General features: G+C 72.9%; 22 protein-coding genes. 10 read left to right on the top strand and 12 right to left on the bottom strand.

Annotated features, from left to right (window positions below):
- The first annotated feature begins 838 nt into the window (after positions 1–838).
- Together H7827_RS25470 and H7827_RS25465 are read left to right on the top strand one after the other, a co-directional pair.
- Positions 839–2155, top strand: coding sequence for an alpha/beta hydrolase (locus H7827_RS25470; protein ID WP_432747482.1), 1317 nt, complete (start codon positions 839–841; stop codon positions 2153–2155).
- 113 nt (positions 2156–2268) lie between these two features.
- On the top strand, positions 2269–3690 hold the full coding sequence (locus tag H7827_RS25465; protein ID WP_432747481.1) for an endo-1,4-beta-xylanase: 1422 nt from the start codon (positions 2269–2271) through the stop codon (positions 3688–3690).
- A gap of 558 nt (positions 3691–4248) precedes the next feature.
- Here the strand turns inward: H7827_RS25465 and H7827_RS25460 are convergent.
- Positions 4249–5217: a pirin family protein gene (locus H7827_RS25460; RefSeq protein WP_046722890.1), complete on the bottom strand. Its 969-nt coding sequence runs from the start codon at positions 5215–5217 to the stop codon at positions 4249–4251.
- A 14-nt stretch (positions 5218–5231) separates the two neighbouring features.
- The gene (locus H7827_RS25455) at positions 5232–6353 is read right to left on the bottom strand and encodes a helix-turn-helix domain-containing protein (protein ID WP_432747480.1); all 1122 of its coding nucleotides are present in this window, start codon (positions 6351–6353) and stop codon (positions 5232–5234) included.
- Between the two features lie 179 nt (positions 6354–6532).
- Here H7827_RS25455 and H7827_RS25450 point away from each other — a divergent pair, with 179 nt between their 5' ends.
- From H7827_RS25450 to H7827_RS25440, 3 genes are all read left to right on the top strand, one after another.
- Positions 6533–7180 (top strand): hypothetical protein, encoded by a 648-nt coding sequence (locus H7827_RS25450; protein WP_432747479.1) that lies wholly within the window; start codon positions 6533–6535, stop codon positions 7178–7180.
- Between the two features lie 287 nt (positions 7181–7467).
- Positions 7468–8589 carry a LacI family DNA-binding transcriptional regulator gene (locus tag H7827_RS25445; RefSeq protein WP_030727901.1) on the top strand — a complete coding sequence of 374 codons (1122 nt, stop codon included), beginning with the start codon at positions 7468–7470 and terminating at the stop codon, positions 8587–8589.
- 54 nt (positions 8590–8643) lie between these two features.
- Positions 8644–10329, top strand: a complete 1686-nt coding sequence (locus H7827_RS25440) for a glycoside hydrolase family 13 protein (RefSeq protein ID WP_432747478.1) — start codon at positions 8644–8646, stop codon at positions 10327–10329.
- Between the two features lie 128 nt (positions 10330–10457).
- On the opposite strand, the gene H7827_RS25435 is transcribed toward H7827_RS25440, so the two are convergent.
- The 4 genes from H7827_RS25435 to H7827_RS25420 form a co-directional block, all read right to left on the bottom strand.
- On the bottom strand, positions 10458–12035 hold the full coding sequence (locus H7827_RS25435; protein ID WP_432747477.1) for a hypothetical protein: 1578 nt from the start codon (positions 12033–12035) through the stop codon (positions 10458–10460).
- The gene (locus H7827_RS25430) at positions 12032–12664 is read right to left on the bottom strand and encodes an ABC transporter ATP-binding protein (RefSeq protein WP_432747476.1); all 633 of its coding nucleotides are present in this window, start codon (positions 12662–12664) and stop codon (positions 12032–12034) included. Before H7827_RS25430 ends, H7827_RS25435 begins: the two co-directional genes overlap by 4 nt.
- A gap of 126 nt (positions 12665–12790) precedes the next feature.
- On the bottom strand, positions 12791–13168 hold the full coding sequence (locus H7827_RS25425) for a GntR family transcriptional regulator (RefSeq protein ID WP_432747475.1): 378 nt from the start codon (positions 13166–13168) through the stop codon (positions 12791–12793).
- 61 nt (positions 13169–13229) lie between these two features.
- On the bottom strand, positions 13230–13712 hold the full coding sequence (locus H7827_RS25420; RefSeq protein ID WP_200368166.1) for a MarR family winged helix-turn-helix transcriptional regulator: 483 nt from the start codon (positions 13710–13712) through the stop codon (positions 13230–13232).
- Positions 13713–13812: 100 nt separating this feature from the next.
- Between H7827_RS25420 and H7827_RS25415 the strand changes: the two genes are divergently transcribed.
- Positions 13813–14364 (top strand): DoxX family protein, encoded by a 552-nt coding sequence (locus tag H7827_RS25415; RefSeq protein WP_432747474.1) that lies wholly within the window; start codon positions 13813–13815, stop codon positions 14362–14364.
- A 75-nt stretch (positions 14365–14439) separates the two neighbouring features.
- The gene (locus H7827_RS25410) at positions 14440–15228 is read left to right on the top strand and encodes a dioxygenase family protein (RefSeq protein ID WP_432747473.1); all 789 of its coding nucleotides are present in this window, start codon (positions 14440–14442) and stop codon (positions 15226–15228) included.
- A 65-nt stretch (positions 15229–15293) separates the two neighbouring features.
- On the opposite strand, the gene H7827_RS25405 is transcribed toward H7827_RS25410, so the two are convergent.
- The gene (locus H7827_RS25405) at positions 15294–15851 is read right to left on the bottom strand and encodes a TetR/AcrR family transcriptional regulator (protein ID WP_432747472.1); all 558 of its coding nucleotides are present in this window, start codon (positions 15849–15851) and stop codon (positions 15294–15296) included.
- Between the two features lie 56 nt (positions 15852–15907).
- Between H7827_RS25405 and H7827_RS25400 the strand changes: the two genes are divergently transcribed.
- Positions 15908–16891, top strand: a complete 984-nt coding sequence (locus H7827_RS25400; RefSeq protein WP_432747471.1) for a DsbA family protein — start codon at positions 15908–15910, stop codon at positions 16889–16891.
- Between the two features lie 78 nt (positions 16892–16969).
- On the opposite strand, the gene H7827_RS25395 is transcribed toward H7827_RS25400, so the two are convergent.
- From H7827_RS25395 to H7827_RS25380, 4 genes are all read right to left on the bottom strand, one after another.
- Positions 16970–17668, bottom strand: coding sequence for a hypothetical protein (locus H7827_RS25395; protein WP_432747470.1), 699 nt, complete (start codon positions 17666–17668; stop codon positions 16970–16972).
- A gap of 325 nt (positions 17669–17993) precedes the next feature.
- Positions 17994–18599 carry a class I SAM-dependent methyltransferase gene (locus tag H7827_RS25390; RefSeq protein WP_432747469.1) on the bottom strand — a complete coding sequence of 202 codons (606 nt, stop codon included), beginning with the start codon at positions 18597–18599 and terminating at the stop codon, positions 17994–17996.
- Between the two features lie 157 nt (positions 18600–18756).
- Positions 18757–20100 carry a lysine N(6)-hydroxylase/L-ornithine N(5)-oxygenase family protein gene (locus tag H7827_RS25385; RefSeq protein ID WP_432747468.1) on the bottom strand — a complete coding sequence of 448 codons (1344 nt, stop codon included), beginning with the start codon at positions 20098–20100 and terminating at the stop codon, positions 18757–18759.
- On the bottom strand, positions 20093–21595 hold the full coding sequence (locus H7827_RS25380) for a pyridoxal phosphate-dependent decarboxylase family protein (RefSeq protein ID WP_432747467.1): 1503 nt from the start codon (positions 21593–21595) through the stop codon (positions 20093–20095). The genes H7827_RS25385 and H7827_RS25380 overlap by 8 nt, the downstream gene beginning before the upstream one ends.
- 378 nt (positions 21596–21973) lie before the next feature.
- On the opposite strand from H7827_RS25380, the gene H7827_RS25375 reads away from it, so the two are divergent.
- Positions 21974–23026 (top strand): lytic polysaccharide monooxygenase auxiliary activity family 9 protein, encoded by a 1053-nt coding sequence (locus H7827_RS25375; protein ID WP_432747466.1) that lies wholly within the window; start codon positions 21974–21976, stop codon positions 23024–23026.
- A 121-nt stretch (positions 23027–23147) separates the two neighbouring features.
- Entirely contained in the window at positions 23148–23789 is a 642-nt protein-coding gene (locus H7827_RS25370; protein WP_432747465.1) for a pyridoxamine 5'-phosphate oxidase family protein, read from the top strand.
- Between the two features lie 102 nt (positions 23790–23891).
- On the opposite strand, the gene H7827_RS25365 is transcribed toward H7827_RS25370, so the two are convergent.
- Entirely contained in the window at positions 23892–24815 is a 924-nt protein-coding gene (locus H7827_RS25365; protein WP_432747463.1) for an esterase/lipase family protein, read from the bottom strand.
- Positions 24816–24916: the final 101 nt, after the last annotated feature.

The following is a 24916-nucleotide window of genomic DNA, read 5'->3' as shown; positions in this document are numbered from 1 at the left end:
GCGTTCGGTCGGCGCGCGCGGCCCGCACGCGGGACACCGCGACCTCGTACCCGCCTTCCGTCCAGCCGTTGCACGGGGGCGCCGCTCGGGTGCCCCCTCAGCGGCGGCGGCCACGGCCGCCGACGTCTCCCTTCTCCACTGTCACGAAGCTTGCCGGAACGGCTCTGGCGCGTGAGAGCGCCGCAGCCCGCGTTCGGCGTGCACGGGCGGGAGCGCTCCCACGAAAGCGCGTGAGGAACGCCGGCGCGGTGGCGGCCACCCCTCCTGAGCGACCGACAAGGCCGACGGATCCATCGATGCGGAACGGTAGAAGTACCGGGCCACCCCGTCAACCCTGTGCGTACCCACACACCGCGCGGGTGCCCCCGGGGCCGGGCCGGCCCCGGAGAGCCGCCGGACGACAGGCCCGTCACCAGGGACGATGTCCGGCCGGGGCCGCGCTGCCCGGGACTGTCAACGAATCCGAACCCGGGTCATTGACGCGGCTCGCGCCATGCTCCATCATCCTTGCTGTTTGGCAAGCCGGTCGGCGTCCGGTATATCGAATGCGGCTACCGCGGGGATGACCTCCGCTCCCCCGGCACACCGCACTCTTGATCGTTCTTCTCAGCGCTTCCTCCGGGCCGGAGAGTTTTCCCCGCCCCGGAGGCCACACCTCCCGGGAACGAGATCACTCTTCGCGCCCCGGGGCCCGCACCTCGCTCCGACGGAACGCGCACGCCGTACTTTCAGCACCCTGCTCGCCCGCCAGTCCGGCGCGGCCGTGCCCGCGCACACCTTCCGCTCCGACCAGGGGCGGCGGTTTCCGCAATCCCGCATCTTGATCAAGGAGTCACCGATGTCACTACGACGCCGCACCGTCCTGAGCCGAGCGCTTGGCATGGGCACGGCATTATTGGGCGCGCCCCTGCTCGGCGCCGGTCCGGCGGCGGCCGCCGGACCGCTCGACGCACCGACCCAGCGCTTCGCCATCGGCGTACGCGAGTTCGACTGGAACCGCGGAGGCCGCCGCCTGGTCACCCGGATCTTCTACCCGGCGACCGGGAACCCGGGCGGCAACCCGGTGCGCGACGCCGCCATCGCCAACGGGGTCTTCCCGGTGGTCGAGTTCAGCCACGGTCTCGGCGGCAACCCGGAGAGCTACGCACCGCTGATCCGCCCGCTGGCGGAGGCCGGCTTCGTGGTACCGGCCCCGGTCTTCCCCACCACTTCGACCGGCACCCCGGGCAATATCGGGGATGTCTACAACGGCAACCAGTCCCAGGACGTCTCCGAAGTCATCACCCGCACGCTGGCCCTCAACACCACCGCCGGCTCCCCTTTCGCCGGGCGCCTGGACACCGCCACCGGCGTCGGCATCGCGGGGCATTCCCTCGGTGGGATGACCACGCACGGCCTGCTCACCGCGTGGCCCGACGAGCGCGTCGTGGCCGCCGTACCGTTCGCCACCGTGGACATGGGCAACCCCTCCGGACGCCCGGCAGCGAAGGTCCTGTTCGTCCACGGCGACCAGGACCCCATCTGCCAGTACTCCTCAGCCCGGCAGGCGTACACCGAGCTGCCGGCGCCCAAGGCGTTCCTCACCCATCTGGGCACCGGCCACGACGAGTACATCTGGAGCGGCGTCAACCACACCCAGACCGTGAACACGTATGTGGACTGGATGCGCTGGAGCCTGTACGGGGACACGGCGGCCCGCGACCGACTGCCCGCCGGCGCGGCCGGGAGCCGCACCCGCTGGGAGTCCGTCCTCACCCCGGCCGAATCCGGCCCGGCGGTCGCGCTGCGGTCCGCGGCCAATGGCCAGTACGTGTGCGCGGAGAACGCCGGAGCCGAAGCCCTCATCGCCAACCGGCCCACGGTGGGCCCGTGGGAGCGCTTTGAGCTGGTCGACGCCGGCGGTGGTTCGGTGGCCCTGCGCGCGCTGGTCAACGGCCAGTACGTGTGCGCGGAGAACGCCGGAGCCAGTCCTCTCATCGCCAACCGTTCCGCCGTCGGCCCGTGGGAGACCTTCACCCGGATCAGCAACGGCGACGGTTCCATCAGCCTGCGCGCGCACGCCAACGACCGCTATGTCACGGCGGGGGCCCAGCCGTTGGTCGCCGCCGCCACGACGATCGGATCAGCGGAGTCCTTCCACGTCACGGCCTCCTGAGTCCGGTCCCCCAGATTTCCGCCCGCTCCACCCGATCCGAAGGACACCAGATGATCCTCACCGCACAACCGGCTCCACACAGCGCCCTGTTACGCCGCTTCAGACTGCTCGTCATGCTCCTGGCGGCCGTACTCATCGCCAGCGGCACCGTCGTGGCATCGGCGGGCACCGCTGCGGCGGGCACCACGCTGGGAACATCGGCCGCCGAACGCGGACGCTATTTCGGCGCCGCGGTCGCCGGGCACAAGCTCAACGAGAGCGCCTACACCACGATCGTGAACAGGGAGTTCAACAGCCTCACCGCCGAGAACGAGATGAAGTGGGACGCCACGGAACCCTCCCGCGGCTCCTTCAACTTCTCCGCCGGTGACCGCATCGTCAACCACGCCCGCCAGCAGGGCATGTCCGTCAGGGGCCACGCCCTGGTGTGGCACGCGCAGCAGCCGGGGTGGGCGCAGGGTCTGGAAGGCAGCACCCTCCGCTCCGCGATGATCAACCACATCAACCAGGTGGCCGGCCACTACCGGGGCCAGATTCACTCCTGGGACGTGGTGAACGAGGCGTTCGCCGACGGCGGCAGCGGGGGACGGCGCGACTCCAACCTCCAGCGCACCGGCAACGACTGGATCGAGGTCGCGTTCCGCACGGCACGTGCCGCGGATCCCGGGGCCAAGCTCTGCTACAACGACTACAACACCGACGGTATCAACGCCAAGAGCACCGGTATCTACAACATGGTGCGCGACTTCGTCGCCCGCGGAGTGCCGATCGACTGCGTGGGGTTCCAGTCCCATCTGACGAACTCCGCACCCGGTGACTACCAGGCGAACCTTCAGAGGTTCGCCGACCTCGGGGTCGAGGTGCAGATCACCGAACTGGACATCTCGGGTGCCGATCAGGCGAACGCCTATGCCGCCGTCACGCGTGCCTGCCTGGCCGTGAGCCGCTGCACGGGCATCACCGTGTGGGGTGTGCGGGACAGCGACTCGTGGCGCACGGGCCAGAATCCGCTGCTGTTCGATGCGGCGGGGAACAAGAAGGCGGCCTACACCGCCGTGCTCAACACTCTCAACAACGGCGGCACACAGCCTCCCGGCCAGATCGACACGAGTGCGTGGTACGTGCTGGTCAACCGCAACAGCGGCAAGGCACTGGACGTGTACAACCTGGCCACGAACGACGGTGCCCGGATCACCCAGTGGTCACGCAACGACCAGGCCCAGCAACAGTGGCAGTTCGTCGACTCCGGCGGAGGCTACTACCGCATCCGCTCACGGCACTCGAACAAGGTCCTCGACGTCCACAACTGGTCCACCGCCGACGGCGGCGCCATCGTCCAGTGGAGCGACACCAACGCCGCCAACCAGCAATGGCGAGCGGCCGACTCCGGCAGCGGAAACATCCGGCTCATCAACCGCAACAGCGGCAAAGCCCTCGAAGTCCAGGGAGCCTCCACCGCCGACGGAGCCAACATCGTCCAGTACAGCGACTGGGGCGGCACCAACCAGCAATGGCAACTCGCGCGCGTGGGCTGACACAGGACATAGGGCACAGGGCGCCGGCGTGGGACGGGTTCACGACGTTCGCGGCCCGCGCCGGTCCGCCGGTGGGGGTGGGGCAGCGTGCCGGTGCCCCACCCGCACCGCCCAGCACATGTGGCTGGTGCCGCCGGGGCCGACGACGCCATGCCGCACCTCCGCACGGCCGGGTCGGCCGAGCGGCACGCGCGACATCACACAGGTGAAGATACGGATGTTCCCGTGAACACAGGATCAGCCGACCCTCCAGCACCCGGACGCTGACCATCAACCCGTGCCGGCTTCAGTTCCTCCATCAGGGCATGGACCCGGGCGCCGGCGGTGAATACGTCTCCTGCCGCGGCGGATGGGCCTGCTCCCCCAGACCAACTCCACCTGCTGAACCACACTTCGCGGTACGGACGTGCCCATTCCGCTGAAGTCCCCGGCCCGGGGCGGCCCCGGCCGGGGACATCGGGAGCCGCGGCCGAGCTGATCCGAAGCGACCCCGGAGGACCTGCGGGCATCCCCGCGGAAGAACGGAGGAACGACCCTTGGGCCGGGAAAAGACCGGGGTCAGCGCGTGCGGCCCCGGGGTTTGAGGGGGACCGGGGGGAGGGCGGGGGCGGACAGGCGGTCGCCCGCGTAGCCCTTCACCTCGCCGAAACGGCTGCCCTCCTCCCAGTCGGCGCGCGCCTGGACGATGTCCTCCGCCGACCTGCCGATGAAGTTCCACCACATGACGATCTCCTCCTCGAAGGGGACACCGCCCAGCAGCATCACCGCCGCGTCGTGGTCGGAGCGCAGCGGCAGGTGGCGGCGGCCCTCGCCCAGGTAGAGCAGGGAACCGGGGGGCAGCGGCACACCGTCGATCTCGGGTGCGCCGGACATCGACAGCACCGCGTACTCGAAGTCCTCGGTCAGCGGCAGCGCGGTGTCGGTGCCGGCGGCCAGCGCGAGGTCGGCCCCCACCAGCGGGCTGAAGGTGGTGCCGGGCGAGGCGGCCCCGTCGAGTTCGCCCAGGATGACGGTGGCGGAGAGCCCGCCGCCACCGCGCAGCACCGGCAGGGTGGTGTGGTGCTCGAAGGAGGGCGCGGTGTGGCGGTGTTCCCCCGGCAGCGCCACCCACAGCTGGGCGCCGTGCAGGATCGGGGCGTTGCGGTGCGGGCTCGGCGACTCCTCGGAGTGGGCGATGGCGCGCCCCGAGGTCATCAGGCCGAGTTCGCGCGGGCGGACGGTCTGCAGGCTGCCGAGACTGTCGCGGTGCAGTACCTCCCCGGCGTGCAGCCAGCTGACGGTCTGCAGGCCGATGTGCGGGTGCGGGGGCACCTGCATGCCGGGCTCGTCGGCGATGTCGTCGGGGCCGTAGTGGTCGACGAACACCCAGGCGCCCACCATGCGGCGGCCGAGGCTGGGAAGCAGCCGGCGTACCACGGTGCTCTCGCCGAGCGGGACCTCACGGCCCGCGAGGAGTTCGTGCACGGGGCCGGTCCTGGGCTCGGCACCGCAGGGGGTGGGGGCGGGGCGCTGGTCGAGGTTGCTCATGACCCGATCCTGCCTCACTCCGGCAGCCAGCGGCCGGTGGGGAGGTCGTGGACGAGAACGGGTCCCGTGGTGCCGCTGGTACGGAAGGGACGGCCGTCGTCGTCGATGCGGGTGGTGCCGGAGCGCCCGCCGCTGTTCCAGTCGAGTTCGATGTACCAGTCGACGTCGCCGGTGGCGGCCCTGGCCTCGAAGCGCAGCAGCAGCGGCTCGTCCGCGCCGAGGGCGAAGGGGAGGCGGGGGGCGGGGAACTCTTCGCCGGTGGCGGCGTCGCCGCCGGCGACCGGGTGGGCCAGCGGGCGGTCGGCGTCCAGGTCGACGCCGAAGGCGGCGGGGGCCAGGGAGCCACCGCAGCCGTTGTCCATGCGGTACACCGGCCAGGGCAGCGGTGCGCGGCGCTCGGCGATCCGGATGTGGGCCGCCTCCACGACGACCGGGGCGCCGGTGCCCGGTTCGGCGGTCAGGGTGATCTCGACGATGGCCGCCTCCGCGTGCACGGCCCGCCGGGCGGCCGACCAGCGCTCGGCGTCCTGGGCGACCGGCGGTGCCGGGACGTCCTGCGGCTCGGCGTCCACCAGGTAGCGGTGACCGCAGCCGAAGGCCCAGACGTGGGAGCGGGTGGTCCACTCCAGTGGCGCCGCCTCCTCCCCCACCGTCCCGGCCTTCGCCCCGCCCGCGGCGTCGAGGGTGAGCGCGGCGGTCAGCAGCAGCGCGGCGAGCCCCACCGTCAGCCGCGCGGTCGGCCGCCGGCGCCACCACGGGCGGGCCGGGCCGGGTGCGGCGGGGGGTTCGGCGCGGGGTTCGGCGGTGGGCTCCGCCGGGGGTACGTCGGACGGTACGGCGGTGGGCTCCGCCGGGGGGCCGGGCGCGGATTTCGCCGGGGTGGCGCCGCGCTGGGCGTCGGCCAGCACCCACAGGCGGTGCAGGTGTCGCCGTTCCGGCTCGGTGGCCCCGCACAGCGCGGCGAGGCGGTCGGCCGTCGCGTACTCCTGGGGCAGCGCCACTCCCGAGCAGTAGCGGTGCAGCGTCGAGGTGCTGGTGTGCAGCCGCGTGGACAGCGCACCGAAGCTGAGCCCCGAACGTTCCTTCAGCTCACGCAGCGCCCGCGCGAATTCCTGTGCCGGTGTCGCGTCCCCCATGGCCTCCCCCGCCCTGTCCGCCGTCCCGTTCCACCATTCCAGCCCTCCGCATCGTCCCACGTCAGTGGGGGTGGAATGGTTCCGCCGTCCCGGTTCGGGCCGCAAGCGTTGCCGGAGCCCGGACGGGACGCGCAGGGTTTCGGGTGTCACGCCGAGCATTACCTGGAGGGGACACACCCATGCGACGCACCCGCACCCGCATCCTTACCCGTACCGCCCTGGCAGCCGGGGCGCTGGCCGCCGTCGCGGCGTTCGCGCCGGCCGCCGGTGCCGCGACCACCGCCACGGCCACTGCCCCGAAGACGCCGGCGCCGGCGTTCCTGGAGCCCGGTGACCTGCCGCCGCACTCCTCCTCGCCGTGGTTCGCGCAGAGCCCGCGGCACGGGCAGCCCGAACTGCCGCTGTTCTGCTTCGAGGAGGTGGAACTGCCGGCCGCCGGGACCTGGGTCCGGGAGTACCACACCGACCTGGACACCACGGCGCGTCAGCTCGTCGTGGAGACCGGCGGCACCGCCGAGGCCCAGGCGCTGGCCGCCGAACTCTCCGACGCCGCGGCCGACTGCGCCGCCGACTGGCTGCGCGAGAACCCCGGCGCGGGGGCCGCCTGGGACGACTACGGCACCGTGGACGCCGCCGACGGGGGGCGCGTCTTCGGGGTGCACGTCGCGCCGCCGCAGGCCGGAACCGGCGTGCATCTGTTCGGCATAGGCCGCGACGGTGACACCGTGACCGTCGTCGTGTGGGGGGAGATGGGCGATCTGGCGCAGGCGCCGGTGACCGCGTTCAAGGACACCACGGCCACCGCCCTCACCAAGCTCGGCGGCTGACTCTGGCCCGCCCGGGGCGGGCAGGACCGTACGAATCCGGCCACTCATCCGCCCGCCCGCCCCGGCCGGCTCCGCTCCCCGAGGGCACCCACCCGCGCGGCAACGCCGGGACATGTACACGTTTACATCACCTTTCACATCTCTCATCTGCGCTTTTGATGCTTCAACCACCTGCCGCCATCCGGCATGGCGGATATCGAAGATCTTTTCATGTAAACGATTGCATTCCCTCCGTCATCGGCAGTACGTTCGGGCTCGTCGCAGCGAACGGAGGGTCAGCAGAGCGTATGGCCGCCAGCATCATCGATGTCGCCAGACGCGCGAAGGTGTCCACGGCCACCGTCTCGCGCGCGCTGCGGGGTCTGCCGAATGTCTCCGAGACGACCCGGGACCGGGTACTGCGGGCGGCCGAGGAACTCTCGTACGCGATCTCCCCGCACGCCTCCAGCCTCGCTTCGGGCCGGACCGGCACCATCGGTGTCGTACTGCCGTTCGTCAACCGGTGGTTCTACAGCCAGGTGCTCTCCGGCATCGACGCGGTGCTGCGCGCCAACGACCTGGACCTGCTCCTGTACAACCTGGGCGATGCCCGCGTCCATGAACGGTTCTTCGCCCGGATGCCGCTGCGCCGCCGGGTGGACGCGCTGATCGTCCTCAACCTCCCGCTGTCCAAGGCGGAGTCCGAGGCGCTGGTCTCGATGGAGGTACCGGTGGCCGTCCTGGGCACCCGGGTGCCGGGCTGCTGGCACGTCTCCATCGACAACGCCCAGGGCGCCACCACGGCGGTGCGCCATCTCATCAACCTCGGGCACCGGCGGATCGGCATGATCACCGGCGCGCTGGGTGACCCAAGGGGCTTCACCACGCCCATCGTCCGTGAGCACGCCTACCGTTCGGTGCTGGCCGAGGCCGGCATCCCGTACGAGCCCGAGCTGGAGGCCCCCGGCAACTTCGGCATCGAGGAGGGCGCCTCCGCGATGGCCCGGCTGCTGAGCCTTCCCGACCCGCCGACCGCCGTGTTCGCGGAGTCCGACCTGATGGCGTTCGGCGCGCTGCGCACCCTGACCAGAATGGGCCTGCGGGCCCCCGACGATGTCTCGGTCATCGGGTTCGACGACCACGAGACGGCCGAGTTGCTGAACCTCACCACCATCGCGCAATCCGTTGCCCATCAAGGGGAGCTGCTGGCCCGCCAGATCCTGGACGCGCTGTCCGGGGCGAGCGAGGAGCCGACCGAGGTGGTGGTGCCCACCCGGCTCGTGGTCCGGGGCACCACCGGAGCGGCCCGCGTGGCCGGCCCCCGGACCAGTCCCGAGCATCCGCCCGAACCCGCGGCGGACTCCGCCCCGTACCCGGGCGGACCACCCGAACGTCACCCGGACCAGCACACCCGCACCACTGCGCGGTGAGCCGCTGAAGCCGCGCATCTCCCAGGGTCAACTCGCAAGAGGAATGGAAGATACGTGCCCCGCACCCGTATTCACCGGACACCGGCCACGCCCTGGTGGCGTACGGCCGTCAGCTATCAGGTCTACATCCGCAGCTTCGCCGACGGCAACGGCGACGGCATCGGCGACATCGCCGGACTGCGGGCCCGGCTCCCGTACCTGAAGGAGCTGGGCGTCGACGCCATCTGGGTGACCCCCTGGTACCCCTCCCCCATGAAGGACGGCGGCTACGACGTCGCCGACTACCGGGCCATCGATCCGTCCTTCGGCACGCTCGCCGAGGCGGAGGAGATGATCGCCGAGGCGCACGCGCACGGCATCCGTGTCCTGCTGGACATCGTCCCCAACCACACCTCCGACCAGCACACCTGGTTCGCCGAGGCGCTGGCCTCGCCGCCCGGTTCGCCCGAGCGCGACCGCTATCTCTTCCGCGACGGGCGCGGCCCGGACGGTTCGCTGCCGCCCAACGACTGGCGCAGCCGGTTCGGCGGCCGGGCCTGGACCCGGACCACCGATCCGGACGGCACGCCCGGGCAGTGGTACCTGCATCTGTTCGCGCCCGAGCAGCCCGATCTCAACTGGGCGAGCCGGGAGGTGCGCGCGGAGTTCGAATCGATTCTGCGGTTCTGGTTCGACCGGGGCGTGGACGGCTTCCGCGTCGATGTGGCGCACGGCCTGGCCAAGGACCCGGCACTGCCGGATCTGGGCATACCCGAGGAGCTGCTGTTCGAGCACGAGCGGCACCGCGAGGGGCATCCGCACTGGGACCACGACGACGTCCACGAGATCTACCAGACCTGGCGGAAGATCGCCGACAGCTACGCCGGGGACCGGGTGTTCGTGGCCGAGGCGCATGTCCGTGAGGACCGGCTGGCGAACTATCTGCGCTCCGACGAACTGCACACCGCGTTCAACTTCCCGTTCCTGACCGCCCCCTGGGAGCCGGAGGCGCTGCGCTCCGTCATCGACCGCAATCTGGCCTCGCACGGCGAGGTGGGCGCGCCCGCCACCTGGGTACTGGGCAACCACGACGTCACCCGGCAGGTCACCCGGTTCGGCCGCAAGGAGACGCTGCTGGGGGAGCACGGTTACGACATCGAGTCGGCCGGCCCGTGCGACCTCGACCTGGGCACCCGCCGGGCGCGCGCGGCGGCCCTGCTGATGCTGGCGCTGCCGGGGAACGCGTACCTCTACCAGGGCGAGGAACTGGGCCTGTGGGAGGTCGAGGACATCCCGGAGGCGCTGCTGCGCGACCCGACCTGGGAACGCACCGGGGGGACCGTGCGCGGCCGGGACGGCTGCCGGGTGCCGATGCCGTGGTCGGGCGCGGAGGCGCCGTTCGGCTTCGGGCCGCGCGGCAGCAAGCCGTGGCTGCCCCAGCCCCGCGAGTGGCACGGGCGCACGGCGCAGACGCAGTCGGGCACGCCCGGGTCGATGCTGGAGCTGTACCGCTCGGCGCTGCGGCTGCGGCGCGGGCAGCGCGGGTTCGCGGCGGAGTCGCTGCGCTGGCTGGAGGCGCCCCCGGGGGTGCTGTCGTTCGAGCGGGCGGCGGTGCTGCGCTGCGCGGTGAACCTCTCCTCCGAGCCGTATCCGCTGGCGAAGGACTGGGGTGTGCTGCTCTCCAGTGACCGGATCGAGAACGGCAAGCTGCCCCCGGACACCACGGTGTGGCTGTGGGGCGGGGGCGCGCGGGCCGTGTAGGCCCGCTGCGCACCGGGTGGTGCTGCCACGGTTGAGGGCCTGTGCGCCCCGGTGGGGAAGGCGACATCCGCACCGGGAACCGCAGGGGCCCTCGTCCCCCGCCGTGGCAGTTCCCCGAACACCCGCGCCTAGACGCGGCGGAGACGGTACAGCAGGCCCCGGTGTGCCCAGCCCGTTCGCCGGAGTCCGGCCCAGACGCAGCCGGCGGCGATGAGGACCGCGAGGGCGCCCGCGCCGGGGGCCGAGGGCACGGCGTTCAGCACGGCGACGCCGGTCAGCACGGCGACGAAGCCGTCGAACTGCCACGCCACGATGCGCAGCCCGGACAGGTCGCCGAGCGGCGTGAGGACCGGGAGCAGCAGTTCCAGCGGCAGGTTCAGCTTCATCTCCCGCAGGAATCTGGCGCCGAGCACCAGCACTACGGAGCCTGCGGCGAGCAGCACCGCGTGCGCCGCCGGCCGGCCGCTGAGCGGCCATGGGAGGAGGAGCGCGAGGGCGCCCCCCAGCCCCGCCCCGGTCACCACGGCGGTGAGGGGCCAGGCCAGGGTGCGGGCGAGCGTCCCGCCCCACCACTCGCCGAGCAGCGGCGCCAGGGTCAGCTCGTCGCGCAGGCCGCGCCAGGTCTCGCTCACCCAGCCGGATCCCAGGTAGACCCCGATCGCCCCGGCGAGCCACAGCGACAGCGACAGGCCGCCCTCCGGCCCGGCCACCCCGCGGGTGAGCACCGCGCCGCCGGTCAGCAGGAGCAGCACGGCCGCGAGGGCGCGGCCGCGGGTGCGCAGCGCGCGGACGGCGCCCTGGGTGAGATGGCCGCGCAGCCGCCCGTCGGGGCGGATCAGCGCGGAGGTGAGCCCGCGTGGCTCCGGGCGGTACAGCTCCAGGGCGTGGTGGAGGGTTCCCGTCCACGCGTATGTCCGGGCCTGGGAGGCGCGGGCCGATTCGCGGGCCAGGCGGGCGAGGTCGATCGTCCGGATCGAGCGGAAGGCCGCCCGTCCCAGGAGGGCGGCGCCGGCCGCCAGCACGCCGGCCACCAGCCACAGGCCGCCCTCGCCGTCCGGGACCGCCAGGCTCAGGGCGCTCACGAGGAGGGCCACGCCGCCGGCGGCCGAGGCGAGCAGGAGGTTGTCACGCACCGCCCGGACCTGGCCCCACAGCCAGGCCACCGCGGCCAGGGCGCTCACGCCCGCCCCGACCGCGAGGCCCGGCAGCGCGGTGCCCGGACGGTCGAACAGGTCGGTGGTGAGGTAGGCCGCGGTGATCGCGGCCAGCAGGACGGCGGTGCCCGCGGCGGCCACCCGGCGCCTGGCGATCGCGCCGAGGTAGCTCGTCGGCGGCATGTCGGTGGACGTGAACACGTGCAGCAGGAACGGCTGGAGCACCAGCGGCCCCCAGAACCGGCCGGTGAGCTGGCCGCCCCAGCAGCCCGCCAGGGCGAGGGCGCAGGTCAGAGGCGCCGCCGCGGTCAGCGTCCGCACGGTGAGGAGGGCCGGTGAAGTGCCGGCGGTGTAGAGGACGGGCACGAGGTAGATCAGGGCGAACAGCGCGATGAGATAGACGGTGTACGCGCGGCCCCGCACCGTGGCGCGGTCGCCTCGGTGGGCGTAGTGGCGCCGTACGGCCTGGACGCGCGCCGCCGCCCCGGTGTCGGGGCCGGGGTCCGCCTCGTCGTCGGCGTCGGGTGTCGTGACGCCGGGCGTGGTGATCATCCCAGCTCCACGCGGCCGTCGCAGGCTTCCACCAGGGCGGGTTCGTGGGTGGCGACGAGGAACGCGGTGCCGTTGCGGGCGCGTTCGGTGAGCAGGGCGGCGACCAGGTGGACGCGATGGGCATCGAGGTGCCGTTCGGGCTCGTCGAGCAGGACGACCTCGGCGGGGCGGACCAGCGTCAGCGCGAGGTTGAACAGCTGAAGTTGTCCGGAGGAGACCTGGTGGGGGAAGCGTTCGGCCAGCGCGGACAGCTCCAGCCGTTCGATGACGGCTTCGGCGCGTTCGCCGGTCTCCGGGGTGTTGCCGTACCAGGAGGCGGCGACGAGCATGACCTGCTCGTGCAGGGTCATGTCGCGCGCGATGGGGATCGGCTCGACGAGTGAGGCCAGGAGACGGCGTTGGCGGGGGCGGGCCGGGTCGGCGGGTTCGCCCCTCACCGAGCACGAGCCGGCGCTCAGGCTGCGGCTGCCGAGGAAGGCACGCAGGAGCGTGGTCTTCCCCGATCCGTTGCTTCCGGTGAGGCACCAGAGCTCACCCGGTCGCACACTGAACGTCGTGGGCGCGAGCAGTGTGGTGTCACCCAGCGTGACCGTCGCACCGTCCGCCGCGATGACAGGAACTCCGGTCACTCGGCCTCCATTTCCCCCGGCTTTTCTCCTGCGCGTGCCGTGTTCATTCTCGCCCGCACGCCCTCCGTTGACGCTCGTCACTCCTGTGCCCCGGGCGTGGAAGGACGTCAACGCTCGTACAGACCATCAGCTCGGGTACGTGGCGCGCAGGGCGTCGTGGACGGCGGCCAGCGCGGCGTCGTGGTCCAGGCCGAGCCGCTGGGCGCGGCGCGCGTAGTCGAGGGCCGCCGTCGCCGCCTCCCTGCTCGCGGCGTCCCCCGCGGCGGCGACGAAGGTGCCGTTGCGGCCCCGGGTCTCGATGACGCCGTCGCTCTCCAGGGCCCGGTACGCCTTGGCGACGGTGTTGGCGGCGAGGCCGAGCTGCTCGGCGAGACCGCGTACGGTCGGCAGCCGGTATCCGACGGGCAGGGTGCCGGCGCGGGCCTGTGCGGCGATCTGGGCGCGCAGCTGCTCGAACGGGGCGGTCGCGGAGGCGGCGTCGATGGCGATCTTCACGCCGCCCATTGTCCCCGCTCCGTGGCCGGTCGGCGGACCGGCGGACCGCCGGTTCCCGTCCGGGCCGCTGCTAGGTCGCCCCCACCGGCCCGTCGGCCTGTTCCCGCAGCCGGGCGTTGACCGTGCCCAGGGCGTCCGCGAGGGCGAGCAGCTGGCGTCGGTCCAGCTGGTCGATGAGCACCTCGCGCACGCGCGCCACGTGCCCGGGGGCCGCCGCCCGCAGGACATCCATGCCCTCGGCGGTGATCCGCGCGGTGACCCCGCGCACGTCGGCGTCACAGGCCCTGCGCAGGACGAGGCCCCGCTTCTCCAACTGGCCGACCTGGTAGGTCAGCCCGCTCTTGGGGGTGATGAGCGAATCGGCCAGGACCGTCATGCGCAGTCCGGCCTCCCCCGCCGCGGCCAGCTTCACCAGGATCTCGTACTGGGGGTGGGAGAGCCCTTCGTCCTCCTTGAGCTGGGTCTCCACGGAGCGGAAGACGCGATGGGTCACCTCGAGGAAGGAAATCCAGGCGGCCATCTCCTGCTCGTCCAGCCATCGCGTCGTCGCCATGCCTCCATCGTACGTGGTTGTTCAAATTCGAACCGTCCCGTACGCTCCTGGAAACGTGGTTCGAATTTGAACGACAACGTCCACCTGGAGAACCTCACACATGACCTCCCCCACAACTCTGATGTCCCGTGCCGCACTCGGCGGCGGCGAGCGCAGCGCACCCAGCGGCACCGACCTGGGGCTGCTCGTGCTGCGCCTGGCCGTCGGGCTGACCATGGCCGCGCACGGCACGCAGAAGCTGTTCGGCTGGTTCGACGGCGGCGGCCTGGACGGCACCGGCCAGTTCTTCGAGTTCCTCGGCTACCCCTCCGGGAGCACCATGGCGCTGATCGCCGGGCTCTCGGAGACCCTGGGCGGCCTCGGACTCGCCCTCGGGCTGCTCACTCCGCTGGCGGGTGCCGCGATCGTGGGCACCATGGTCAACGTCATCGTCTCCGCGCACTGGGACGACCCGTTCCTCGGCGGCTTCGAACTGCCGCTGCTGCTGGGCCTGTCCGCCGTCGCCCTGACCCTGTCCGGCCCCGGCCGGTACGCGGTCGACCACATCCTCCCGCTGCCCGAGCAGGTGCGTGAGCACCGGCTGGCGCACGGCGTCGCCGCGCTGGCGTTCGCCCTGGTGGTCGCGGGCATCACCCTGCTCATCCGGAACTGAACACAGCTCCGGGACTGACCCCGGCCTGCTCCGGGACCCACCCGGAGCAGGCCGCTTTCCCCTTCGAGGAGTGCCATGACCACCGCAGCCGACCGGATGCCCGTGCTGTACCTCAGTCACGGAGCGCCGCCGCTGGCCGATGACGCCCTGTGGACCCGGCAGCTGGCGGACTGGTCCGCCGCACTCCCGCGGCCCCGGGCGATCCTGATCGTCTCCGCGCACTGGGAGTCCGCCCCGCTCACCATCGGCGCCACCCGCACCGTGCCCCTGGTGTACGACTTCGGCGGCTTCCCCGCGCACTACTACCAGGTGACGTACGCGGCGCCCGGGGCTCCCGAGCTGGCCGCGCGGGTGCGCGCCCTGGTCGGCGGCCCGGGCGCCCCCGTGCACGAGGACCCGGCGCGCGGGCTGGACCACGGGGCCTACGTACCCCTGAAGGAGATGTACCCGGACGCGGACATCCCGGTGCTCCAGGTGTCCATGCCCACCCTCGACCCGCAGCGGCTGCTGGCCCTCGGCCGGCGGCTGGCGCCGCTGCGGGACGAGGGGGTGCTGATCGTGGGCAGCGGCTTCTTCACCCACAATCTGAGCGGCTTCACCTGGGGCAGTGGGCCCCAGGAGGCGCCGGGGTGGTCCCGGGAGTTCGACGCCTGGGGCCAGGAGGCACTGGGCGCCGGCGACATCGACGCGCTGCTCGACTTCGAACACGCCTCGCCGGCCGGGCGGATCGCCCACCCCCGTACGGAGCACTTCGCCCCGCTGTTCGTGACCCTCGGCGCGGGCGAGGCGGAGCTGGCCACCCAGCGGTCGGTCATCGACGGCTTCTGGGGCGGGCTGGCCAAGCGCTCCCTCCAGCTGGGCTGAGGGGCGCCGGGGGGCGGCGCATCCCGGGATGCACCGCCCTCCGGGAACGCCCCGTGCGACCGCCGTCACACGCGCAGCATGCGCCAGGTGGCGAGTGCGGCGTCGGCGGCCGGCACGGGCGGGTCCGCGCTGATCCAGGTGGTGATCACCCCGCACAGCGCGCCGGCCAGATACCCGGCGTGCAGATCGAGGGGGACGTCGGCGGCGCCCGGCGGGCGGCGGCCCTGCGCGAAGCGTTCGGCGAGACCGGCGGCGAGGCGGTGCTGCATGCGCCGGGCGAACCGGGCGCTGCCGCCCTCCGAGAGCATCCGGCGGTAGAGCACGGCGCCGGCCTCGACCTCTGTGAAGAGGTCCAGGAGGGGCGGCGGCGGGGCGTCGCGGGGGGCCTGGAGCGGGCAGAGCGCGGCGGCCCGGGCGAGCCGGCCGATGGCGTCGTCCATCGCGTCGGTGACCAGGGCGTCGAGGTCCGGGTAGTGCGCGTAGACGGTGGCGCGGTTGATCGCGGCCCGCCGGGCGATGAGGGACATGGTGATGGCGCTGAGTTCGCGCTCACCGGCGAGTTCGAGCGCGGCGGCGCGCAGGCGTTCGCGGGTGCGGCGGGCGCGGGGATCGTCGGGGTTCACGGCGGCAGTGTACGACAGGTGTTGCATAACCAACACCTGTTGCTTATATTGGCGGCATGCGTATCGAGATCTGGGCGGATGTCGTCTGCCCCTGGGCGTACATCGGCAAGCGGCGGCTCGAAGCGGCCCTTGCCGCGTGGGAGGGCGAGCCGGTCGAGGTCGTGTGGCAGCCCTACCGCATCGACCCCATGGCGCCGGCGAAGGCCGAGCCGCTGGCGGAATGGCAGATCGATCCGCTGGTCGACGACGCGCTGAACGCCTGCGGCCCCGAGCGCACGACCTGGGCCGAGAACCGGATCCGGGTGTCGCAGGTCGCGGCCGACGAGGGGCTCGGGACCCCCTTCGGCGCGATGTGGCGCGCGGACAGCGGACCGGCGCACCGGCTGATCGCCCTCGCGTACGAGGAGGGCGGGGCGGAGCTCCAGAACGCGGTGGTGGAAGAGGTCCTCAAGGCGCACTTCGTGGACGCCCAGGACATCAGCGACCCGGCCGTCCTGGAGCGCGTGGCCCGCACGGCGGGCTTCGTCCACGGCGGCGCACGACTGGCCGCCGCAGGCGGCACGCACCAGGTGAAGGAGGCGCTGCTGCGCGGCAAGGCCATCGGCGTACGCACCTCCCCCACCCTGGTGGCCGGCACCCTGGCCCTGGCGGGCGCCCAGCACCCGGACGCGATGGCCGCGTTCCTGCGGGACGCGGCCCAGGCCCCGCCGGTCCGGGAGCTCCCCGAGGAGGTGCGGCGCCTGCGGCAGGCGGAATCACTGCTGGACAAGAGCGACCCGCTGGGCGCGCTGACCCTGCTGCGGCCCCTGCTGGCCGAGCACGGGACGGACCGCGCCGTCCAGGTGCTGGCCGCACGGGCGTACTACCACTCCGCGCAGCTGGAGCGGGCCCGGGTGGCGCTGGAGCGGCTGACCCGGGACACCCCGGACGACGCCTACCTGCGGCTACTGCTCGGCCGCACGCTGGAGCGGCAGGGGCGGGACGCGGACGCGGCCCCGCACCTGCGGCTGGCGGCGGCGATGCGGCCGGACGAGGCGTAGCGCTCACGCACGGCCGGACGGACACGCGCGGGCCCGTCCGCCCTCCCGGGGCGGCCGGAGCCCGCGCGCCCCGGCCGGTCAGGGGCGCCGGTCGAGGGTCGGCCCGACCTGGCTGGTGTGCTGTATGTAGGCGGCGAGCTCCGGGCTCAGCAGGCCGGTGACGGTCAGCAGGTCCTTCGTCCGCAGCGCGACGGGCGCGGCCAGCAGGGGTTCCCAGTGCGCGGCGCGGTTGCGCAGCTCGTGCAGGGCGCCGATGAGCTGGTCGACCGTCGCGCGGTGGGTGCCGGGCGGGAACGCGCGATGGAGATGCGGCACCCACAGCGTCTTCTCGTGGGCGGAGGTGGACAGGTACCGCCACACGCCCAGCGACAGCTCCGCGATGACCTTCCCCGGGGGAGCCGTGCGCCCGTACCGTTTGCGGGCTCCGTCGATGGCGCCGCGGGTCTTGTCGTTGATGTCGACCCGCCGCCGTGGACCGCGCCGGCTCTTGCGCACCCGGATCAGCGGGGCCCGCAGCGGGCTGCCCGGGTCGTCCAGCCAGTGCCCGGCGCCGGTCCAGGTGGTGTCCAGTGCCCGCGCGTACGCGTTGCGCAGCGCGATCTCGAAGTGGCTCAGATCGCGCAGGACCGCGCAGGCCAGGGCCGTGTTCCACTCGTAGAGGGCCAGGGCGCGGGCGCGATCGCCGTCGGCCGCGGTCAGGTAGACCGCGTACCGGGCGGGGCTCAGCCAGTTCTCCACCCACGGCCCCGGCGCGGGGACCGGGGATACCTGCGTCACAGGTTCCTCCTGCTGAGAAATCGGGTAGGCTGAGGGATGACAAGCCCCGGTGGACCGCTGATCTTCACGATCACGTCGCCGGGGCTAAGACTTTTTGCGGGCCCGGTGCCTGGCCCCAGCCCCGTTGGGTGTGCTCGCCGCCCGGCCTGCGCTGTATGACGCCTCACCCCTCGAACACACGGACAGTGAGCCGCAACCTACCGGGCGGCCCGTGGTTGTCCAAACTCCCTCCCGCCGACCGCACATGGCCTTGGCGGACGCCGGTGCGGCACGTCGCCGCGCCGGCGGGCGGTGCGGGCCCGTCGGGGCCGCCGCCCGGTCCGGTTCAGCCCGTCATGGTCCGTGCGACCAGGGCGTAGCGCTCGTCCCGCACCGGGCGGCCCCACAGGTCCGGGTCGTCCGTCAGGTCGTCGTGGCGGATGGCGGCGGGGGGAATGTCCGGCAAGGACGAGAGCATCGCGCGCAGTTCGGTCGCCGCGATGCCCGTCGGGGCCGACTCGCCCCAGCGGCCCTCCACCAGGATCAGCCGCCCCCCTGGCCGGACCAGGGCGGCCCAGCGGGACAGGACAGCCCGCGGGTCGGGCAGCGCCCACAGCACATGGCGCACCAGCAGCACGTCGAACGCCTGGGCCCGTACCGGCGGGTGGGCGGCGTCGCCCACCGCCAGGGTGGCACCGCCGGCCAGTTTGGCCCCGGCGAGCCGCACCATCGGCTCGGACCGATCGATCGCCGTCACCGTGTGGCCGTGTTCCACGGCCAGTTCCGACAGACTGCCCGTTCCGCAGCCCAGGTCCAGGACCCGCGAGGGCCGCCCGGGCAGCCAGGTGCGCAGCCGCGCGTCCCACGCCGCCCGTACGGCCGGGTCCCGCAGGCCGTGGTCGGCTTCCTCGTCGAACGTCGCCGCGGCTTCGTCCCAGTACGTGTCCCTCATGCGACCGACTCCCCCACGTGTCAGCGCTGTCGGTGCTCCCCCGACAGACCACCCCATCATGTCCGGTGGGCGGACGGCCGGGCCAGCGAGAGGACAGATCGCTGGGGGAACCGCTCGGGTCCGGGCCCGGCCGCCGCGTGCGGCCGGGCCCGGAGCGTTACTGGGGGCCGAAGGTCTGGAACGCGGTACGGCGCGGGATGGGGAAGATGTCCCCGCCGCTGACCGCGTTCAGGATCAGGGCGCCGCGGTAGGCGCCGATGCCCAGGTCGGGTGCGGCGGCTCCGTGAGTGTGGAGTTCGGCGTTCTGGACGTAGAGCCCGGCTCCCACCTCGGGGGCGGTCCGTACGCGGTGGCCCTCGGTGATGTCGTACCGGCCCTTGGCGTCCCAGGCGATCAGTTTGTCCACCGGGGTCAGGCACGCGGGGCGGCGCGGCGCGTAGCCGGTGGCGGCGATGACCGCCTCCGTCTCCCGTACCGCCCGCTCGCCGGTGTCGGCGTGGGCCGTCGTCAGGCGGATCGTCTCCCCGCCCTGCCCCGTCCCCACCGTTCCCGCCGTCTCCGCCGCGGTGAGCGCGGTGGCCGGCAGCAGGGTCACCGGCGGCCGGTCGCCGTCCAGCAGATGGTCGTACAGCTCCTCGTGGATGAGGTCGATCGTCTCCGAGTCGATGCCCTTGTACAGCTGCCACTGCGAGGCGATCAGCCGGTCGCGCACCCCGGGCTCCAGGGCGTGGAAGTACCGCATGTACTGCGGGGTGGTGTACTCCAGCACCAGCTTGGAGTAGTCGAGCGGCGCGAACCCCCATGACCTGGTGAGCCAGTTGACCGCCCAGCCGCTCTCCTTCTGCCGGCGGAGGAGGTCGAGGAAGACCTCGGCCCCGGACTGGCCGGAGCCGAGCACCGTGATGTCACGTACGCCCGCCGCCGCGAACTCCTCGATCCGGTGCAGGTGTTCGCCGGAGTGGATGACCCTGGGGTGGCCGGCCAGGTCCTTCAGCGGTGCGGGCAGCGCCGCCTCGGTGCCGATGCCCAGGGTGATGTTCCTGGCCGGCTGCACCCGGACGGTGCCCGTCGCCACGTCCCGCAGCGTCAGCAGCCACAGATCGCGCCGGGCGTCCCACTCCACCGCGTCCACCGACGTGCCGAAGTGCAGCCCGGGTATGCGGGCCGCCGCCCAGGCGCAGTAGTCGGCGTACTCCCGGCGCGGGATGTGGAAGCGCTCGGAGATGTAGAACGGGTACATCCGGTCGTGTTCGACCAGGTAGTTGAGGAACGACCAGCGGCTGGTGGGCCGGATCAGCGAGACGAGGTCGGCGAGGAAGCCGACCTGGAGTTTCGCCCAGTCGAACATCAGCCCGGGATGCCAGTCGTAGTGCGGGCGTTGGTCGTACGCCGCGTAGGTCAGGCCGGGTACGTCGTCGGCCAGGGCCGACAGCGACAGGTTGAACGGGCCGATGCCGACCGCCGCCAGGTCGAGGACGGTTCCGGTTTCCTTCTCAGCCATGGTGCGCTTCCTCCTCGGCCGCCCCGGCCGCGTCCACGGCGGCCAGCATGTCCTCGATGTCGCTCGTCCTGGCCTGCGGGTTGAGCAGGGTGAGTTTCAGCTGGACCGCGCCCTGGGTCTCGGTGCGGCCGATCAGCGCACTGCCCTCGCGCAGCAGGCGCCGGCGCAGCGCGCCGTTGATGGCGTCGACGGTGGCGGGGTCCGTGGCCGTCCGCGGCCGGTAGCGGAAGACGACCGTGGTGAGGACGGGTTCCGTGGTCAGTTCCAGGCGCGGATGGGCGGCCACGGACCGTGCCGCGTGCCGGGCGAGGTCGTGGCAGGCGTCGAGCATGGCGCCGACTCCCTCCCGCCCCAGGGCGAGGAAGGTGGCGGCGACCTTGAGCGCGTCGGCCCGCCGGGTGGTCTGCAGGGAGTGGCCCAGCAGCCCGTCGTAGCCGGCCTCGCCGTCGTCCTCCGGGTTGAGGTAGGCGACGCGCAGCCCGGTGGTGGCGGTGAAGCCGGCCCGGTCGCGCAGCAGCAGGGCGCTGGCGGCGGCCGGCTGCCAGGCGGTCTTGTGCAGGTCGATGGTGATGCTGTCGGCGAGTTCGATGCCGTCCAGCAGGGGGCGCAGCCGGGCGGAGAACAGCGCGCCGCCGCCGTACGCCGCGTCCACGTGCAGCCGGATCCCGTGGTCGCGGGCGATGGCGGCGAGCTGCGGCATCGGGTCGATGGAGCCGTAGTCGGTGGTTCCGGCGGTGGCGACGACGGCGATGGGGAGTTCGTCGGCGGCGCGGGTGCGCAGCGCGCGGTCGAGCTCCTCGGGGCGCATCCGGTGGTGTTCGTCGGCGGCGACGGGACGTACGGCGTCCTCGCCGAGTCCCAGCAGCGCGGCGGCCCGTGCCATGGAGAAGTGGGCCAGTTCGGAGCAGTAGAGGACGGGGCGTACGGTCAGCCCGCTCAGCCCCACGGCGCGTACGTCGCGGCCCGGACGCAGCGCGGTGTCGCGGGCGATGAGCAGGGCCTGGAGGTTGGAGGCGCTGCCGCCGGGGGTGAGGACCCCACCCGCGGCCGGACCGTAGCCGGCGAGGTCGGTGAGGGCGGTGATGAGGCGGCGTTCGAGTTCCACGGCGTAGGGGCCGGAGTCCCAGGTGTCGACGGAGGCGTTGAAGACGGAGGCGAGGACGTCGGCGGCGGCGGCGACGCTGAGCGAGGGGGGCTGGAGGTGGGCGGCGGCGCGCGGATCGGCGAGGTCCACGGTGCCGGCCGCGTAGGCGCGGGCCAGTGCGAGAACGGCTTCCCGCCCCCCGCCGTGACGGGGTATCGGCCCCTCGGGGAGCTGGCGGTCCACGAGGGCTGCCAGCTGGCGGGGGGTCTGGGCGGGCAGCGGGCCGGTGCGGCGGCGCAGGGCGCCGGCGGCTTCGCGGGTGATCTCGGTGACCAGCCGGCCGACGTCGGCGAGTCCCGCCGGGTCGGCGGCCAGCAGGTCGGGCTCCAGCAGGGTGGGGGGCACGGGCACGGTTGGTGCGTGGCCGGGCATGCTCATGGGCTCTGTACGGTCCCTTGCGTTGACGGTGGGGCGGGTCGTGCGGGTGGTGCGCGGCGGTCGGGTGCGGCTCGGTCGTCGATCAATTTAGGTTAGGCATACCTAACCATGTCAACCATGCCTGTCCCACCCCGGGCCCTATGACCGAAAGTCCACCGTCCATCCGAGGTGCCCCACCCGCCCGTTCCGTGCTTAACCCCGCCTTGCGCCCGTCCTTAGCCCGGACTTAAAGACCCGTGAAAGGCCGCTTCCCGCCAGGATCGGGCCCCGTCCGGCGGCTAGCGTGCTCACTCCCCGGGCCGTTGATCCCCCGTCACGGCCCGGGCCCCCGATCCGAGGAGACGTTCCACGATGACTGCGCTGCGCACCGCCGCCACGGTCGCCGCCCTGGCCGTAGCACCGCTGATGATCACCCTGGCCACCGCGACCCCGGCCGGCGCCCACGGCTCGCTGGAGGACCCGGTGAGCCGGGTGAAGACCTGCTTCGACGAGGGACCGGAGAGCCCGGTGTCGGCCGCGTGCCGCGACCTGGTGGCCATCGGCGGCACCCAGCCGCTGTACGACTGGAACGAGGTCAACCTCGCCGACGCCGCCGGACGCCACCGGGAACTGATTCCGGACGGCAAGCTGTGCAGCGCGGGCCGCGACAAGTACGCCGGGCTCGACCAGGCGCGCGCGGACTGGCCGGCCTCCGAACTCGCCGCGGGGCCGCACACCTTCCGCTACCGGGCCACGGCACCGCACCGCGGCGGCTTCGAACTGTTCATCACCAAGGAGGGGTACGACCCCACCGCCCCGCTGCGCTGGTCCGACCTGGAGTCGTTCGGCCAGGTGACCGACCCGCCGCTGGAGAGCGGCTCCTACGTCTTCGACATGACCGTCCCCGAGCGTTCGGGACGGCACCTGGTGTACAGCGTCTGGCAGCGCAGCGACAGCCCCGAGGCGTTCTACACCTGCTCGGACGTGGTGTTCGGCGGCAGCGGTGGGACAGGCGGTGGCGGCGACCCGGTGATCGAACCGGCGCCGCCGGCCGCCGAGCCGGAGACCGGAGGCCACGAAGACCACGGCGGCCACGGTGACCAAGGCGACCACGACCAGCACGGCGAGGACCCGCACGACGGGCACGAGCAGCCCGCCGCCGGCGATCAGCGGGAGGAGGACGCGGCGCCCGAGGCCAACCGCCCCGCCCCGGCCGGCGGCACGGACGACGCCGTCACCGACCCGGACACCAAGCCGGACGCCGAGCCGGACGCCGAGCCGGCCGATGACCGCGAACTGGCCGCCACCGGTGGCGACTCCGCCACCACCGCGCTCGCCCTGGGCGGCGCCGCGGCACTGGGCGTCGGCACCGCCACGCTCCTGCTGGCCGCCCGCCGCCGGGCGGCCGCCGCCCGCCGCGCCTGACCGGCGCGGCCCGTGAACCGGTGCCGCCGTCTCCCGGCCCCCACCTTCAGGGGAGACGGCGGCACCGCCGTACGCTTCGTGCTGTCAGCACCTGGGGGGCAGACCCGGAAAGGGGAGCGCGATGACGTCGGCACCCGACACCTTCGTGGAAGTCACCTCCGAGAGTGAACTGCGCGAGCTGGTCGGCGAACCCGCCCCGTACACCCGGGACAAGGCGCGCACCGCGCTGCACGCCCTGGACCGCGCATGGCTGGCCCGCTCACCGCTGTGCCTGATCGCCACCAGCGCCGCCGACGGCAGTTGCGACGTCTCCCCCAAGGGTGATCCGCCCGGCTTCACGCTCGTCCTGGACGACCGCACCCTCGCCATCCCCGAGCGCCCCGGCAACAAGCGCCTGGACGGGTTCCGCAACATCCTCGCCAACCCGCGGGTGGGGCTCATCTACCTGCTGCCCGGACGCGGCGACACCCTGCGGATCAACGGCCGCGCCCGGATCGTGCGCGAGGCCCCGTTCCTCGACGAGATGATCGTGCGGCGCAACCGTCCCAAGCTCGCCCTGGTGGTGGAGATCGAGGAGATCTTCCACCACTGCTCCAAGGCGTTCCTGCGCTCCCACACCTGGGACCCGGACAGCTGGCAGCCCGAGGCCCTGCCCAGCCGGGCCCGGATCGCCCAGGCGCTGGAGCGTCCCGCCGACTCCCTGTCGCAGTTGGAGGAGCACTACGGTCCCCGCTACGCCGAGGGGCTGTACGAGGCGAACTAGCACTCCGGTAGCGCCGCTTCACACAACCGGTCTCGTCCACGACGAGCACCGTGCCGTCGGCGCAACGGTGGTCGGCGGGGCCCGCCCTTCGGGCGGACGGCGCTACTTTGACGACAGGCCCTGGGACAGGAACGACCAGCAGTTCGTCGGCCGCGCGTTCGCCGGGTCGAGGGCGTTGGCCGTCTCGTGGAAGGCCGTCCGGTCGAGCAGCCCGATCGTCGCGTGCTCGGAGATGTTCAGCGGGCACAGATCCTGGAGCAGCACATTGCGCACCCCGGGCTCCTCGATGAACTGCGAGCGGTACGGGGTGACCACCTCGTCGTACCGGGTGGCGATCACCGTGTACGTGACGCCGGGCACGGTGTAGCCGTCGGCGTTCAGTTCCCGCAGGAAGTCGGAACCGGCGACCTGTTGGGACAGGGCGGGGGCGGCCTCGGCGATGGCCCGGTCCAGGCCGGGGAAGAGGTCGAGCAGCTTGGTGAGTCCCAGCAGGGTGGTGCCGTTGGTGCTGGGGGCGATCGCCACGAACGCGTTGACCTTGTCCGCCGCTCCTGGGTGGTGCTTGAGGTAGTAGCGGGGCATCAGGCCGCCCTGCGAGTGGCCGACCAGGTCGACCTCGCTCGCCCCGGTGCGGGCCAGGACCCGGTCGATGTGGGCGGCGAGTTCACCGGCCGATTCCTCCATCGGGGTCAGGCCGCCGATGAGCGGCACGCCCGGCAGCCGGCCGTAGTCGAAGGAGTGGACGCAGTAGCCGCGCTGGACGAGATAGGGCGCCAGGCCCAGCCAGTTGTTGGTGCCGTCGGCGAAGGTGCCGTGCACCAGGACCACGGGGCGGGGGTGACCGGCGGCGGGGACGCAGTTCTCCTTGTTCCAGCCGCCGGTGGCGGCGGCAGCGGCCGGAGCACCGCTGGAGGCGGAGGCTGCGGCCGTGGCCGGGGCGGGCAGCACGGCGAGCAGGGCGGCCAGCAGCAGGCCGGTGGTCAGTCGTCTCGTGCGGATACGGGTGGCGTTCCGGGGCAGCTTCACGGGGCGGCTCCTCGCTGGACTCACATGGGGGGTGACAGCGCGGCAGATGCTGGGGTCCGGACCACAGTTACTGCTGAGTACCCCTCACGTTACGAGCGGGT

This window comes from Streptomyces sp. JH002 (assembly GCF_050916115.1).
GTDB lineage: Bacteria > Actinomycetota > Actinomycetes > Streptomycetales > Streptomycetaceae > Streptomyces > Streptomyces xiamenensis.
Note: the sequence above shows the minus strand (reverse complement) of the source record. Positions and strands in the feature narration are given on the sequence as shown.

Coding starts and splice junctions, on each gene's coding strand:
- H7827_RS25470 (WP_432747482.1), top strand. CDS start 839: ATGTCACTACGACGCCGCACCGTCCTGAGCCGAGCGCTTGGCATGGGC.
- H7827_RS25465 (WP_432747481.1), top strand. CDS start 2,269: ATGCTCCTGGCGGCCGTACTCATCGCCAGCGGCACCGTCGTGGCATCG.
- H7827_RS25460 (WP_046722890.1), bottom strand. CDS start 5,217: ATGAGCAACCTCGACCAGCGCCCCGCCCCCACCCCCTGCGGTGCCGAG.
- H7827_RS25455 (WP_432747480.1), bottom strand. CDS start 6,353: ATGGGGGACGCGACACCGGCACAGGAATTCGCGCGGGCGCTGCGTGAG.
- H7827_RS25450 (WP_432747479.1), top strand. CDS start 6,533: ATGCGACGCACCCGCACCCGCATCCTTACCCGTACCGCCCTGGCAGCC.
- H7827_RS25445 (WP_030727901.1), top strand. CDS start 7,468: ATGGCCGCCAGCATCATCGATGTCGCCAGACGCGCGAAGGTGTCCACG.
- H7827_RS25435 (WP_432747477.1), bottom strand. CDS start 12,035: ATGATCACCACGCCCGGCGTCACGACACCCGACGCCGACGACGAGGCG.
- H7827_RS25425 (WP_432747475.1), bottom strand. CDS start 13,168: ATGGGCGGCGTGAAGATCGCCATCGACGCCGCCTCCGCGACCGCCCCG.
- H7827_RS25420 (WP_200368166.1), bottom strand. CDS start 13,712: ATGGCGACGACGCGATGGCTGGACGAGCAGGAGATGGCCGCCTGGATT.
- H7827_RS25415 (WP_432747474.1), top strand. CDS start 13,813: ATGACCTCCCCCACAACTCTGATGTCCCGTGCCGCACTCGGCGGCGGC.
- H7827_RS25410 (WP_432747473.1), top strand. CDS start 14,440: ATGACCACCGCAGCCGACCGGATGCCCGTGCTGTACCTCAGTCACGGA.
- H7827_RS25400 (WP_432747471.1), top strand. CDS start 15,908: ATGCGTATCGAGATCTGGGCGGATGTCGTCTGCCCCTGGGCGTACATC.
- H7827_RS25390 (WP_432747469.1), bottom strand. CDS start 18,599: ATGAGGGACACGTACTGGGACGAAGCCGCGGCGACGTTCGACGAGGAA.
- H7827_RS25385 (WP_432747468.1), bottom strand. CDS start 20,100: ATGGCTGAGAAGGAAACCGGAACCGTCCTCGACCTGGCGGCGGTCGGC.
- H7827_RS25375 (WP_432747466.1), top strand. CDS start 21,974: ATGACTGCGCTGCGCACCGCCGCCACGGTCGCCGCCCTGGCCGTAGCA.
- H7827_RS25370 (WP_432747465.1), top strand. CDS start 23,148: ATGACGTCGGCACCCGACACCTTCGTGGAAGTCACCTCCGAGAGTGAA.